Source organism: Pirellulales bacterium (assembly GCA_019694455.1).
Taxonomy (GTDB): Bacteria; Planctomycetota; Planctomycetia; order Pirellulales; family JAEUIK01; genus JAIBBY01.
In genome coordinates, this window is the sequence record JAIBBY010000039.1 from 1 (window position 1) to 14,522 (window position 14,522).

Below are 14,522 nucleotides of genomic sequence, written 5' to 3' on the forward strand. Positions count from 1 at the left end.
GCCCCCACGCTGATTTGCCCGCCATCTTTCGTGCGATAGATGCGGTAGCACGGCGCGCCGCCGCTGAGCAACTCGGCGTCGCTGGCCGGATCGCGCTGCTCGGCCTGCGCCGCGGCATGCAGCGTCGTCGCCAGCGGCAACAACTGCTCCGACATGCTCACATCCAAATGCCGTCCCCGCCCCGTCTTTTGCCGTTCCAGCAGCGCCGCCAAGATCAGCATCGCCGCCGCGTACGATCCGGCCGCGGTGTCCGCCGTTTGCAGCCGTGGATTCGGCGGGCGGAGCGCCTGATCGCCCGCGATGGAGAGCACCCCGGCCAGCGCCTGATAGTTCAGATCGTGCCCGCCGCGCTGCGCGTACGGCCCGCTTTGGCCATAGCCCGAGATGCTGCATACGATGATGCCGGGGTTCAACTCCGCCAGTCGCGCGTAGCCAATGCCCAGCTTGTCGATAACTCCCGGCCGAAACCCTTCGACCACCACATCGGCGCCGCGCGCCAACTCGTAAAAGCGCTCTCGCTCTTCGGCGTCTTTCAGGTTGAGCGACATGATCTGCTTGCCGCGATTCACCGCCAGATAAGTGGCCGATACCGGGCCCGCCATGGGCGGCCACAGCGCCATGTAATCGCCCGGATAGGGTGGTTCGATCTTTGTCACCGTCGCGCCGAAGTCGCGCAAAATCTGCGCGCAGAGCGGTCCCGGCAAGAGCATCGAGAGATCAAGAACGCGCACACCATCTAATGGAAGCATTGTCACTCGTCGCCAGGTCGTAGTAGTTTCGTTCGTTGATAGTTGGTTAACTGTCGCGATGCGCTTTGTACTTCGCCTGTCGCGCCAGCCCCTGCCGGTCCAGACGCGATCCCACGCGCCGCGCAATGCCGGGCCACAGACTGGTGAGCTTCGCCATCCAGCCTCGATAACGCGGCAGCGTCACTTCCAGCGGCCGCTGGCTCAGCACCCGACCGGTCAACACGTCGCACACTTCGTCGACGGTTAGCTGCCGACTACCGGAAAAGGTCAAGGCCGCCTCGCGATAATCGATCTGCAAGTCGAGCATCGGTGTCTGCACTGCGTCGGGGCAAACGGTGGTCACCGCCACGCCATGCGGCCGCAATTCCTCGGCCAGCGCGAGCGAAAACCCTCGCAGCGCGAACTTCGACGCCGTATATAGCGCGATCCCCGGCACCGGCGCTAAGGCGGCCAGCGAGGCAATGTTCACGATGTGCCCGTATCCCTGTTGCACCATCCGCGAAGCGGCGATCTGACTGCCGAACATGGCCCCCTTGGCGTTCACATCGATATGCAGCGACACAGCTTCGGGATTCGACTCATGCACGTAGCCGGGCTGAATCACGCCCGCGACGTTCCAGAGCACATCCAGCCTCCCGAACCGAGCCAGCGTCTCGTCGATCAACGCGCGCCAGCGTTCCACGTCGCGAACATCCAACTCGCGCAGGTGCGCACGATTCGCTGGCCAGCGGTCCGCAGCGGCAATGGCCTCCAAAGTCGGCAAGTCTTGGCCCGTCAGCACCAGCGCATGACCGGCCGCCAGCAACCGCCCTGCCAGGCAGCGGCCGATGCCGCTGGCCGCGCCGGTCACAAACATGATTTGAGGAGGCGACGCGGGCGACATGCTGCGGCACAACTCTTCGAGTGACAAAAGCGGACTGTCGCCGCTCCGTGCGGCGTGGTCGCCTGTGCCATCAAGATACCAAGTCGGCGATCAGCTTTCGCGGTACGGCTGATGCGCTTGATATAGCTTCAGGCGCGAGCGCGCCGCGTCGACCAGGTCAGGCCGCGAGATCTGCGCTTGGCTCAGGAATTGCTCGCAGTACTTGATCGCCTGATCCCATTGCCCCGCCTCGGCGTGCGCGGCCGCCAAAGTATCAAGGAATTCCAGCTTGTAGCCGGTCGCCTTGCACGCCTCCTCGGCCCAGCGCAACGCCTCGGCGCCGTTGCGCTGGGCGGCGTCGGGATGGGTGGCCAGCACCCAGGCCAGGTTGTTGGCCCAGACAATATTGGGGGGCGCCGGTTTGGTTGGGTCGTTCTGGCTCAAGGGGCGCAGCTCCAGCGCCTTGCGCAAGTGCGGAATCGCTTCCGTGGCCCGTTTTTGGGTCAGGAGCACGTCCGCCAATTGTCCCTGCGCTTCGGCATTCTGCGGTTCCAGTTCCACCAATTCCTGTAAGGGCGCGATGGCCTTGCCTTGCTGCTTCTGTTCGACCAATAAATTGCTCAGGCGCGCCAGCGTTTCTCGCCGCTTGGGCTCGATCTTCACCAACTCTGTGAGCGCGTCGATCGCCTCCTGCGGCTGTTTTGCCAACACCAGTTGCTCGGCCATTAGCGCCAGGGCCGCCGTATCGCGTGGACGCTTCTTCAATAAGTCGCGCAGCACCGCAACCGCCTTGTCGTGCTCCCGCTTGGCGGAGTACATCTGCGCGATGCCGCGATACGCCTCGCTGTGATCGGGCTTGAGCGAGATCGCGTCCTGGTAGTGCCGTATCGCCTTGTCCACCAGCGCGCGTTTCGCGTCGACCGACAGCTTGGCGTCCTGTGTGCCGCGTACCTCCTGCTCGGCCTGCAGGATGTGATATTCCGGCGAGTTCGTTTCAATGCCCACCGAACTGGCCAACTGTTGCGTCCAGGCGTCGCTTTGAATCTCTTTGCTCACCCACTCGCGAGCGGCGTTTTCTGGCGGCAATTGTTGAAACAGGTGCGTTGGCGCATCGAACTCCAACCGCAAGTTCAGGTCTTCGTTGATCACTTGCGACGGCGCGTCCTCGATCGCCGCCACCAGCGTACGCTCGTCTCCCGTGTAGAAACGGAGCAGCAATAGCCGCAGATCAGTGGTCGTGAACCACGCTTTCAAGTCCTGCGAAATCTCGGGGTTCGCGTCGACCAACTTTTGCAGCGCGGCGATCCCTTCCTGTGTCGGCGTCAGCGGCTCATTCGACGCCAGCAGAATGGTGTCGGCGCCGTTGGCCAACTTGACCATGCCGCAATGTTTGAACTCGGTGAGTAGCGTGCGGACGATCATCATGTAATCGTCGCGCGTGAAGTTGTAAGTCTGAATCCATTGGGCCAACACGCCCCCCGGATTCAAATGTTTGCGGGCCGCCGCAAAAAACTCCTTGGTGAACAGGTTCGAGACCCCCGCCAACCAAGGATTCGATGGCTCCGAAATCACCAGGTCATACTTCTTGTTCGAGCCTTGCAGCGTGCTGCGGCCGTCGCCAAAGATCACGCGAAACCGCGCCTGTCGCTCCATCTCGGCGCGTTCTTCCGCGCTAGGCGCCTTGCCCGGATTGTTTTTCTCAAACTCCTTGAGCAGGTAACTCAGCGTTTTGGTGTAGGGGCGATGGTTGATGTGATCAAAGATGCCCTGCTCCGATGCTCGATACACGGCCGGCTCAATCTCGCAACAAGTCACTTGCGTATCAGGAAACAACAAACTCGTTCCCGACGTGGTGCCCGAGCCAAAACCGATCACCAGCACTTCCTTGGCGGTGGGATTCAGCAACCGCGGAAAATACGCCAATCCGAGTTGCGTCTGCATATCGAGACCGTCGCTGGCGTCGACCTTGCCGTTCACCCGCAGGCTGGCCTGCTTTGAACCCACCCGAGTGACGAACACATTGCTCGACGCTCCCTCTGCAAAGTAAACCCCTTTCATCGCCTGCATCCGCTCCTCCTGAACGCCGTACATATACATGCCGATGTTGGTGAGCATGGGGTCTTGCGGCAACTGAATGCAAAACACGATCACCGCGCCGACCGCGAGGCAGCCCAGCGCCAGGCCCCGCTCCGCCCAACTGCCGATCGGCAGCACTAGCAACAGCGCGAGCACGTACAGCGCCACCGCCAAGGCCACGGCGCCCGCCGTGCCAAGGATTGGAAACAGCAGCACGGCGGTCAGCGAAGCCCCGGCAATCGAACCCAGCGTGTTCCAGGCATACACATCGCCGACGGTGCGCCCCACCGCGGCGGCGCTCTCACGCGTCAGATGCACGAACAGCGGAAACAAAATCCCCATCGCGATCGACGGCAATAGCTCAAGCCACATCGCCGCGCCGCTGCAAAGCAGCGCGTTGCCCGCTGGCGTCGTTCGCAGCTTGACGTTTTCGCCCATCATGACCGACAGCGCCGGCAGCGACCAATGCCCCGCCAGGCAAGAGACCGCCAACATGCCGATCACCGCCACCGGCAGCCACGGCCGCGAGGCCGCCGGCCGCAGCGCGACGTGAAAGATCAGGCTTCCCAGCGCGATCCCCACCAGCACCACGAATAGCGTGGAGCTGTAGGCATAGGTCGAGCCACCCATCGCCAGCGCCAGTTGTCGGCTCCAGGTCATTTCCAGCACTAGAGCGCCCAGCCCCGATAATGCCACTGCCAGATACAAACCCACCATCGACCAATTCACCCCCAAGGCGGCATTGGCTGGCGAATCGGCCAACGACGTCGGCTTCTCCTGACGGTGAACCGCTATCCGCATGCTGTACGCCACCGCCACCACGCCGATCAGCAGGTTCACGACGGCCGTGCCGATGTTCGTCCAAAACAGGCCAAACGCGGCCAGCAAGTGAAAGCCCGTGATGTAGCAGCCAAACGCGGCGCCAAATGTGTTGATCGCATACAGCCAGCCGGTCGCCTGATCGATCGAGCCATCGCGGGCCGTGAGTTGCCGAATCAGCAGCGGCAACGTGCCGCCCATCAAAATGCAAGGCGGCCCCACCACCAGGAGCGTCACGGCGAACTGCACCAGATAACGCCACAAGGGATCGTCCGGCAGTTGCGAATAGAAGTTGGCCGACGCCTCGATAAGGAACTGAATCTCAAACGGTATGACGAGCGCAAGCGCGCCAATCGCCAATTCGCAGACGCCGTACCAGCGCAGTGGGCGGTCGAAATAATCGGCGTATCGGCCAATCAAGTAGGCGCCAAGGCCCAGTCCAAACAAAAACGACGCGCCCACCGAAGCGAAAGCCAGACTCGAACTTCCCCACACGTGCGCAAAGCGCTTGAACCAAATGACTTGATAGGCCAAGCCGGTGGCGCCGGACGTGAAGAATAGGATGGACGCGAGCCAGAACAATCCCTGCGAAACGGGCCGACGCGAAGCCGACTTCATGCGATAAGTTCCAGATGCAGCGAGTGCCAAGAAGAGCCGCCAGCCCGATCCGCGCCATGCCCTGCCAACGCGCCAGCGGTGAAAGCATTTATCGTATTCGCCGAGAATAACGCTGTCGACATGCGGCGTGTGCCGGCTGACGGATGTGCCGCTTTTGCCGAGTTCGCCGGCTGATCGGCCGGTCCGACCACGGCAATCCCCCCTAGAACCGCGACAAAGCGAGTGCTAGCTATCACCCGAGTCGCCAGCAGAACTCTTGCCTGTGGAATTGGAGATGGTGGGCTAATTGCGCCGATGGGGGCAGTCGATACGAAGAGCAAGAAATCGTGCGCATGACACGAATGTTCCCGGCGGGATGTTCTCGCCGTTTGCGAACAGTGTGCCTGTTTTTCGTTTGAAGGAGCCCTCCCCATGAAGCGTCGTTTGATTCTTGCCGCCTTCGCCTTGGCGCTGTGTACCAGCGCTGGCGAAGCCAAGGCGTTCCACCTGTTGGACCGTATGCTGGGTCGTGGCTGCTGCGAGCCGACCTGCTGCGAACCCACTTGCTGCGAACCCACCTGCTGTGAGCCGGTGTGCTGCGAGCCCGCTTGTGCCGAACCGGCCTGTGCCGAGCCCGCCTGCTGTGAGCCGGTGTGCTGCGAGCCCTCCTGCTGCGAGCCCGCTCCGTGCTGCCGTCCTCGTTGCCGTCCGTTCAAGAAGCTCTGCAACTGGCTGCAGAATTGCTGCCGCCGTTCGTGCTGCGAACCGACCTGCTGCGAGCCGGTGTGCTGCGAGCCCGCTTGTGCCGAGCCCGCCTGCGGCTGCGGTTACTAGTGTTCGCTAAGGCGTTCGGCCAACAGGGCCGATCGACCGTGGAGTCACCACCAGCGGCCCCGAGGCGCATGCCTCCGGGGCCGCTTGGCGTTTTGGTCGCCCGCGCCAACATTACGAATTAGCAAGCTGCCACGACCTCTCCGTTCTGCGCCGAGAAATTTCCTGCCGCCGCGAACATCATTCCTTCTCGAAATTTGTCGTGCGCTCTCGCCAATTCACGCGGCCAAGCGAATGAATGACGTGCTTCATCAGGCGCGGTAGTTCATCGGCCGCTTGCGCATTCGATCCACCTCGGCGGTGTAGTTTTTCCTTGCGTCGCCTGGGCCACGATGCGAGCATAGCCAGCGGGAAGTCCAACTCTCGCTTTTGCTCGGTATCAGAGGCACGTCATGCGTCGCATCGCCGTTTGGGCGCTCTCCCTATTGCTCGTGGGGGCCATCGCTGGTTGGCTAAATGACACACAAGCCGTTGCCGGCGACCCAAACGCCAAGATGCCGGCGCTGGAGGCTAAGCTCTCTGCCGGCGACTTGGCGGGCGCCATCGAACTGGCTCGCGCGGAACAAGACAGCGCGCTCCGCGATCAACTGCTGGCCCGTGTTGCCGCGGCGCAAATCGAGTCGTCGGCCTTCACCGCCGCGGTCGACACCGCCGCGCTGATGCAAGACGATCTCGCCCGCACCACCGCGCTGCGTCAAGTGGCCAAGTCGCGGGCGGATGCCCAGGGGGGTGGCGCAGCCGTTGACTTCAACAGCCTGATCAACCTCATTACATCAACGATTGCGCCCGACAGTTGGGACGACAATGGCGGCGAAGGCGCCATCGAATCGTATCGCGCCGGCATCATCGTCGATTCCGAAGGCGTGCTGAAACGCATCAAACGCGAAGACGCCGGTGACTGGCTTACCCAGCTCAAACGCGATGCCGCGGCACGCCCCAAAGCGGAAAGCGCCAAGCGCCAATCCGCGCTGCGAAAAATCTCGCTCACCAGACTCGAGCGCGCCGTCTCGCTACGCCGCGCGCTGGGCAAGCCGGTCGATCGCGAAATGCTCGTCCTCGCCGGCCTGGAGCGCATCGAATATGTGATGCTCTATCCCGAAACGGGCGATCTGGTCATCGCCGGCCCCGCTGGCGACTGGACCTACGACCACGAGGGGCGCACCATCAGCGCGCACACGGGACGCCCCGTTGTGCGCCTCGACGACCTGATCACCGTTTGGCGCCATACGGCGTCGGGCGGTCGCGTGGCGATGGGCTGCTCCATCAATCCCGTCGAGGCCAATCTGGCCGCCGCCAAGTCCTTTCTCGATGAGTCGCAAAAAAAGCCCCTCAAGCCCGGCACAGCCGGCCGCTGGCTGGATGAGATTCGCAGTCACGTCGGCCAGCAAGATGTTGAAATCTTTGGCATCGACCCACACACGCACGTCGCCCGCGTGCTGGTCGAGGCCGACTATCACATGAAGCTCGTCGGACTGGGGTTAGAGCCTGCTGTGATCGGCATGCCCAACTACCTGGAGATGGTGCGCGTGGAAAAAGGGCAAGCGCCCCCGCCGATCGACGTGCTCCGCTGGTGGTTCACCATGCAGTACGACGCCCTGGAGGCCAGTCCCGCTCGCGATGCTTTCCACATCCGCGGGCAGGCGGTGCGCTTGCAAAGCGAGAACGAAATGCTCACCGATCGCGGCCAGCGCGTGCACACCAATCAGTCAGAGCCGCTCAATCGCCAGTTTGCCGAAAACTTCACCCACAACTACGCCAAACTCGCCGAAAAGTACCCCATTTACGCCGAGCTGCAAAATCTGTTCGATCTCGCCCTGGTCGGCACGCTGATCGAAACCGATGGACTGGCCGACCGCTGTGGCTGGGATCGCGCCTATTTCGGGGTCGAAGGCGATTGCGGTGTGCCGCAGGGCGCGGCGCCCGCCAAGGTCGACACCGTGGTCAACCATCGCAAGCTGGCGGGCAGGCATATCATTGCCGGCGTCAGCGGCGGGGTCCACGCCGATCCCCGCGCCGTGGTTCGCCAGATGCGCGAAGACAAAGAACTCGATAGCGACCACTTGCGTGGCGCCCCGCTGGCCGAACTACCTCGCGACCAGTGGTGGTGGGATTAACCGTCCGGCAGGGATCAGCCACCCTCAGCCTGCCCCAATTCCGAGGTTGGTTCCGCGCCAAATACCCGCTTGGCGGTGGTGGCCGTGCCCGGCACGATCACCGGACTGGTGCTGTTGGCGTCGATGATCTCCTTGAGCTCCACGGCGTCGATCACTTCCTTTTCGATCAATCGCGCAGCCAAGGCCTCCAGCGCGGTGCGCCGCGCGGCGAGAATTCGCCGCACCTTCTCCAGCGACTCGTTGACGATCCGCTGCACTTCTTGGTCGATTTCTCGCGCCGTCTGCTCGCTGTGATAGCGCTCTCGCGGCTCATAGCCTCCGGTCAAAAAGGCGGCCCGCGAACTCTCTCGATAGTTCACGCGACCCAGGCGGCTCATGCCGTACTCCATCACCATGCTGCGGGCCATCTCGGTGGCGCGTTCCAGGTCGTTTGAGGCGCCGGTGGAGACGTCTTCAAACACGATCTCCTCCGCCACCGTGCCCGCCAACAGCACCTGAATGCGGCTTTCCAGTTCCGCCTGCGTCATCAGGTACCGATCCCCCTCGGGACGCTGCAGCATGTATCCCAAGGCCGCCAGTCCACGCGGGATGATCGACACCTTATGCACCGGATCGGTGTTGGGCAGGCTGTAGGCCACCAGCGCATGCCCGCTCTCGTGATACGCCACCCGCTGCTTTTCGTCGTCGTGAATGATGCGCTGCTTCTTTTCCAGTCCGGCGGTGACGCGCTCGACCCCTTCGTTGAACTCGGCCATCCCGACCGACGTCTTTCCCTTGCGCGCGGCCAATAGCGCCGCTTCGTTGACCAAATTCGCCAGGTCGGCGCCCACAAATCCCGACGTGATAGCCGCCACCTCGCGCAATGCGATCTCGTCGGACAACTTCACGTTCTGCACATGGACCTTCAAAATTTGCTCGCGACCACGCACATCGGGTCGGTCGACCAGCACATGTCGGTCGAAGCGGCCGGGCCGCAACAAGGCCGGATCGAGCGTCTCCGGCCGGTTGGTCGCGGCCATCACAATCACGCCGCTGTTGGAGTCAAAACCGTCCATCTCCACCAACAGCGCGTTCAACGTCTGCTCGCGCTCGTCATGCCCGCCCACCACGCTCGAGCCGCGTGTCTTACCAAGCGCGTCGAGCTCGTCGATGAAGATGATGCACGGCGCTTTGCCTTCTGCCTGCTGGAACATGTCGCGCACGCGGGCGGCGCCCACCCCCACGAACATCTCCACAAAGTCCGACCCCGACAGGCTAAAGAACGGCACCCCCGCCTCCCCCGCGATCGCCTTGGCTAGCAGCGTCTTGCCGGTGCCCGGCGGACCAACGAGCAAGACTCCCTTGGGGATCCGACCGCCGAGCACCTGGTATTTCTCCGGCGTCTTCAAAAACTCGACCACTTCCCGCAGTTCGTCAACTGCCTCGTCGATGCCCGCCACATCTTCAAACGTGACGCCAATGTCCTCTTGCGCGTACATCTTGCCGCGACTGCGACCAAACGCCATCGGCGAACCCGCGCCCCCCAATCGCCGCATCATGAAGAAAATCAGCAAGAGAAAGCCAATGCTGAACACGATCATCGGCGTGTACTGTCGCCACAGGCTCGGCGGTTCCACCCCTTCGTAGGTCAACTGCTTCTCCCGGACCAAGGTCAGCAATTGATCGTGCGCCGCGCTGTTGATTCCAGAGCCGGGAATCGGCGAGTAGAACGTCATTTCCGTCGGCGGCTCCTTGCTGGCCGGCTTCAACTGCTTCACGATGACCTTGCCGCTCACCTCCCCCGCGCCAATCACCAGATCCTTCAGCCCGCTCAGCTTGATCGTGCGCGACTTGCCGGCCACCGTTTCCTGAACCGTCAGTTCGTTCCCCGATTCGATTAGCGAAATCAAGTCGCTGTAGCGAATTTGCTTGGGGTTGCGATACGACATCAGCATCACGATGAACATCGTGACCAGCCCCATCGCCACCAAGAACCACAGCAAATTGCCGGCGATCTGCGGCGCGCGGCGCTCGGGCTTGTTGCTCCCTGGCTTACGATTGGGGTCGTGCGGTTTAGACATGAATCGCTCGTGAACCAATAAAAAACGGGCCTCGACCGGCGTTGAGGCCCAAGAAAGAAAGGTCTTCCGTATCTTAGGACCATCGGGGCCACGAAACAACGACCGCCGCACCGGCACAATCAGCGCAATTGCTTGCGCCATCGGATACTTGCGCCGGGTTGTCGGTTTTTCATGCCCCCCATAGAATGCACCCAGCCACTCGCCGGGCTGCGCCGTCAGGCGAATACGCCGCCGCCCCACCGCGAAGCAACTAACCTGGCTGCGGCTGCGTACTGATTGCTGGCGAACCGACTCGCTTTGGCGCCCTTCTCCTCGATCCGCCACGCTCGCGCCCGGAGCACGACTCCAACTCCATGGACAACCGCGTCAAGAACGTCGCCATTCTCGGCTCGACGGGCAGTATTGGCCGGTCGAGTTTGGAGGTCGTTGCCGCAAGCGGCGGTCGGCTCAAGGCCACTGCCCTCTCCGCGCATTCCAGCGCGGCATTGCTCAAGCGGCAAGCAATCGAGTTTTGCCCTGCCGTCGCCGTGCTGTGCGATGCGGTCGCCGCCGCCGCCGCCGACTGGTCGGGCCTCCCTCCCGCCACCCAACTTCTGACCGGCCCCGACGCCATTGTCGCCATCGCCGCCGACCCCGCGGTCGACATCGTGCTATCGGCGATTGTTGGCAGTGCCGGCCTGCGCGGCACATTCGCCGCGCTCGAGGCGGGCAAGATCGTCGCCTTGGCCAACAAAGAAACGCTCGTCGTCGCCGGCCCCTTGGTGATGGAGCTTGCCAGCCGGCATGGCGCGCAAATTTTGCCGGTTGATAGCGAGCATAGCGCTGTCTATCAGGCGCTGCGCAGCGGTCGGCGCGAGGACTTGCGCCGCATCGTGCTCACCGCCAGCGGGGGGCCCTTCCGCAAATACACGCACGAGCAACTGGCCGAAGTCACCGTGGAGCAAGCGCTGCGGCACCCCACCTGGGCCATGGGCGCCAAGATCACGATCGACTCCGCCACCATGATGAACAAGGCGCTCGAGATCATCGAGGCCCGCTGGTTGTTCGGGCTCGACGTTGATCAAATCGAGATTGTCGTCCATCCACAGTCGATCATTCATTCGTTCGTTGAGTTTGTCGACGGCTCCGTGGTCGCGCAACTCAGCCCCCCCGACATGAAATTGCCGATTCAATACGCGCTTACCTTTCCCGATCGCTGTGCGTCACCCGCCGCCAAGCTCGATTGGACCAAGGCACATGCCTTGGAATTCGAGCCCCCCGACCTCGATCGCTTTCCCGCGATCACGCTGGGGCTGGAGGTTGCGCGCTCAGGCGGAACGGCCGGCGCCGTGCTCAATGCCGCCAATGAAGCGGCCGTGGCCAACTTCTTGGCCGGTGAGCTACCCTTTTTAGAGATTGTCCCCACCTGCCGGCGAGTGCTGGAACAACACGATTTTAGTCCGCGCCCCGATCTCGCCGAGCTACTTAAGCTCGATGCCTGGGCGCGTCAGGAGGTCTCACGCTGTCTATGTACTTAATCGCCGCTATCGACGCCGCCACGGTGCTCAAATGGACCGAAGTGGCCATTGGGCTAGGACTCGTCATCTTTGTTCACGAGTTAGGGCACTTCGCCGTAGCCAAGCTCTGCGGCGTGAAATGCGAAAAGTTCTATCTCGGCTTCGATGTCTACGGGCTCAAGCTGTTCAAGTTCCAATGGGGCGAAACCGAGTACGGCATCGGCGCCTTGCCGCTGGGCGGCTACGTCAAAATGTTGGGCCAGGACGATAACCCAGCCCGCGCTTATGAAGAGGCGCAGCGCGCCAAGCTGCCACAAACGGAGACACCAGCGGTTGAAGGCTGGGCCTCCGAGCGCACACTGGAAAACGAATCGCAGGCTCTCGATCCGCGCAGCTATCTCGCCCAAAGCGTTCCCAAGCGCATGGCAATCATCTCCGCCGGCGTGGTGATGAACCTGATCTTCGCCGTCTTCCTCGCCGCGCTCGCCTACTCGCTGGGCGTCGAATATCAGCCCTGCATCATCTCGGGCGTGGTGCCCGGCCAGGCGGCCTGGCGCGCCGGCCTACAGGTGGGAGACGAGGTCATTCGCATCGGCGACGTGGAGAACCCGCGCTATCGCGACTTGCAAAGTGGCGTCGTCCTCGGCGATTTGGAAAACGGCGTTCACATGACCATCGACCGCGCTGGTCAGCCCCCATTTTCCGTGGTGCTCAAACCCGACGCTGACACCAACATTCCCATGATCGGCGTCCTTTCGCCGCTCAGTCTCAAGCTGCGCGATAATCCCGCCTTTCCACAAACGCCAGCCGCCGCGGCCCAGCCCGCCTTGCAAGGGGGCGATCGGCTGCTGACGGTCGATGGCCAATCGCTGGAGTCCTACGCCGATCTGACACGAGCGCTCGCGCAGAGCCCCGATCAACCCCTCACGTTCACCGTTCAAGGAGAACCCCCACACAGCGACGAATCGAACCCCGACCAGACCGCCAAGGCCAGCGGCGAGCGCACGGTCACCATCGCCGCCCAGCCTGTCCGCCACCTTGGCGTGCAAATGGACATGGCGGCGATTATGGCGGTGCAAAGAGGTTCGCTCGCCGAAACTGCTGGCTTCCAACCGGGCGACCGCATCGTAAGCATCGACGGCGCGCCCGTCGGCGACCCGATGACCCTGCCCGATCGCCTGCGCCGCCGCACCGGCGAAGAGATCACTTTCGAGCTGCGCCACGGCGACGATGCCCCGCGCGAGGTGAAAATCACCATGCCCGCCCCGATCAGCTACGAGTGGCCCCGGCTGCCGACCGACAATCTCCCCCGCGAAATCTCCGGCCTCGGCATCGCCTACCATGTGCTCAATCGCGTAGCCGCGCTCGATCCTGGTAGTCCAGCCGGAAAGGCGGGCGTGACGGTTGGCGATATTGTCGTCGGCGCGCGTATCATTCCGCCGTCCGACGCAAAGACCAAGGAGCAATACGCCGACTTCTCGCTGCAAGAGATCACTGTCGAGTTCGACGAAGCCACCCACAACTGGCCTACGCTGCTCGGCGGCCTGCAAGACATGCCGCAAGGCACGGTGGTCGAACTGACACTCAAAGGGGGCCGCACCGCTAAGATCACCCCGGTCGAGTCGACCGATTGGTACAATCCCGATCGCGGGCTGATCCTCGATCCTCTCTTGGCCCAGCGCAAGGCGACCGACCTCCGCGAGGCGGTCATGCTCGGCTCGCGCGAAACGCTTGAGTCCACCTTGCAGGTCTACCGCTTCCTGCAAAAGCTCGGTCATCAGATCTCCGTCACCGAAATCGGCGGCCCGATCTCCATCGCACGCGTGGCCGGCGCGGCGGCCGGCGTTGGCTTTACCCAGTTCCTGATCTTCCTGGTCATGCTCAGCACCAATCTGGCGGTACTCAACTTCCTGCCAATTCCGATGCTCGATGGCGGACACATGGTCTTCCTCATTTTGGAAGGCATCCGACGCAAACCCGTCAGCGAGAAGGTGGTGCTCGCCTTCCACTATGCCGGCTTCCTGTTCCTCGTCACGCTCATGTGCTTCGTGTTCTTTCTCGATTTCCGTCGACTGTTTTGAGCCACCACGCAATCCAGGCCGTCGTCTTCGACGCGGTAGGCACACTGATCCAGCCGCGTCCCTCGGTGGCGGCCGCATATGCGGCCGCCGGCCGGCGGCATGGCTGTGAACTGAACGAGTCTGAGACGCTGGCTCGCTTCCGCGCCGCTTTCGCCCGGCAAGAGGCGGTCGATGCCCGTTCGCAAGTCGTACTCGATGAGCAACGCGAGCTTGCCCGCTGGCGGGCAATCGTCGCCGACGTGTTCCCGGACGCGACGAATCCGCAAGGTCTGTTTCAGGAGCTTTGGAACCACTTCGCCAAGCCAGATAGCTGGGCGCTCTTCGACGACGCCTCCGCCGCGCTCGCCGCACTGAGCGGCAGTGGGCCACGGCTGGCCATCGGCTCGAATTTCGACGAGCGACTCATCCCGATCTGTCAGGGCATTCCAGAACTTCGCGCTTTCCGCGTGTTCGTCTCGTCGCGGCTAGGCGCTCGCAAGCCACACCCTGCGTTTTTCGCGGCCATCCAGCAGGCCCTGTCGCTTCCGCCGGGCGCCATCTTGATGGTCGGCGACGACTCTGAAAACGACTTCCAAGGCGCCCGCGCAGCCGGTTGGCGCGCCGTGCTGATTGATCGCTCCGCGCCGCGTTCGGCCGCCGATTGTCTGACTCGCCTTGACGAGCTTCCGGAGTGGATCGAACTCGCCGGCCGATAGCGCCGCTGCACTGGTTCCATCGGCCAATGGCCAGCACGCCGAAGTTTGCACGGTTCGTTGGTTCCCTCCGGGCGCCGACAGGAATAAAATCTGTGGCGCCGTCTTGTCGTTTCTGGAGAAAACACGCAAACTCATTGATTCG

The 14,522-nt window shown here is 62.8% G+C and carries 9 protein-coding genes; 5 read left to right on the forward strand and 4 right to left on the reverse strand.

Annotated elements, in window-relative coordinates:
* The 3 genes from K1X71_15080 to K1X71_15090 all read right to left on the reverse strand — a co-directional run.
* Positions 1-749, reverse strand: a 749-nt coding sequence (locus K1X71_15080; GenBank protein MBX7074468.1) for a CoA transferase, incomplete at its 3' end; no start/stop codon positions are given.
* A 46-nt stretch (positions 750-795) separates the two neighbouring features.
* Positions 796-1,632: an SDR family oxidoreductase gene (locus tag K1X71_15085; protein MBX7074469.1), complete on the reverse strand. Its 837-nt coding sequence runs from the start codon at positions 1,630-1,632 to the stop codon at positions 796-798.
* A 90-nt stretch (positions 1,633-1,722) separates the two neighbouring features.
* On the reverse strand, positions 1,723-5,124 hold the full coding sequence (locus K1X71_15090) for a fused MFS/spermidine synthase (protein MBX7074470.1): 3,402 nt from the start codon (positions 5,122-5,124) through the stop codon (positions 1,723-1,725).
* A 411-nt stretch (positions 5,125-5,535) separates the two neighbouring features.
* Between K1X71_15090 and K1X71_15095 the strand changes: the two genes are divergently transcribed.
* Both K1X71_15095 and K1X71_15100 read left to right on the forward strand, forming a co-directional pair.
* Entirely contained in the window at positions 5,536-5,937 is a 402-nt protein-coding gene (locus K1X71_15095; protein MBX7074471.1) for a keratin-like protein, read from the forward strand.
* 389 nt (positions 5,938-6,326) lie between these two features.
* Positions 6,327-8,048, forward strand: a complete 1,722-nt coding sequence (locus tag K1X71_15100; GenBank protein ID MBX7074472.1) for a DUF1598 domain-containing protein — start codon at positions 6,327-6,329, stop codon at positions 8,046-8,048.
* Between the two features lie 14 nt (positions 8,049-8,062).
* Here the strand turns inward: K1X71_15100 and ftsH are convergent, their stop codons facing one another.
* Positions 8,063-10,249, reverse strand: coding sequence for an ATP-dependent zinc metalloprotease FtsH (gene ftsH / locus K1X71_15105; protein ID MBX7074473.1), 2,187 nt, complete (start codon positions 10,247-10,249; stop codon positions 8,063-8,065).
* A gap of 212 nt (positions 10,250-10,461) precedes the next feature.
* Here ftsH and K1X71_15110 point away from each other — a divergent pair, with 212 nt between their 5' ends.
* From K1X71_15110 to K1X71_15120, 3 genes are read left to right on the forward strand one after another with little or no spacing between them, the layout of a single operon-like run.
* Complete coding sequence (locus tag K1X71_15110) at positions 10,462-11,625, forward strand: 1-deoxy-D-xylulose-5-phosphate reductoisomerase (GenBank protein ID MBX7074474.1); 1,164 nt, start codon at positions 10,462-10,464, stop codon at positions 11,623-11,625.
* A complete protein-coding gene (locus tag K1X71_15115) occupies positions 11,616-13,685 on the forward strand; it encodes a site-2 protease family protein (protein MBX7074475.1) in 2,070 nt (689 codons plus the stop codon). Before K1X71_15110 ends, K1X71_15115 begins: the two co-directional genes overlap by 10 nt.
* Positions 13,682-14,380, forward strand: a complete 699-nt coding sequence (locus tag K1X71_15120) for an HAD family hydrolase (protein ID MBX7074476.1) — start codon at positions 13,682-13,684, stop codon at positions 14,378-14,380. Before K1X71_15115 ends, K1X71_15120 begins: the two co-directional genes overlap by 4 nt.
* Positions 14,381-14,522 lie beyond the last annotated feature (142 nt).

What these genes read in the sequence shown, in the direction of transcription:
- K1X71_15085 (MBX7074469.1), bottom strand. Translation starts at nt 1,632, where the DNA reads ATGTCGCCCGCGTCGCCTCCTCAAATCATGTTTGTGACCGGCGCGGCC.
- K1X71_15090 (MBX7074470.1), bottom strand. Translation starts at nt 5,124, where the DNA reads ATGAAGTCGGCTTCGCGTCGGCCCGTTTCGCAGGGATTGTTCTGGCTC.
- K1X71_15095 (MBX7074471.1), top strand. Translation starts at nt 5,536, where the DNA reads ATGAAGCGTCGTTTGATTCTTGCCGCCTTCGCCTTGGCGCTGTGTACC.
- K1X71_15100 (MBX7074472.1), top strand. Translation starts at nt 6,327, where the DNA reads ATGCGTCGCATCGCCGTTTGGGCGCTCTCCCTATTGCTCGTGGGGGCC.
- ftsH (MBX7074473.1), bottom strand. Translation starts at nt 10,249, where the DNA reads ATGGCGCAAGCAATTGCGCTGATTGTGCCGGTGCGGCGGTCGTTGTTT.
- K1X71_15110 (MBX7074474.1), top strand. Translation starts at nt 10,462, where the DNA reads ATGGACAACCGCGTCAAGAACGTCGCCATTCTCGGCTCGACGGGCAGT.
- K1X71_15115 (MBX7074475.1), top strand. Translation starts at nt 11,616, where the DNA reads ATGTACTTAATCGCCGCTATCGACGCCGCCACGGTGCTCAAATGGACC.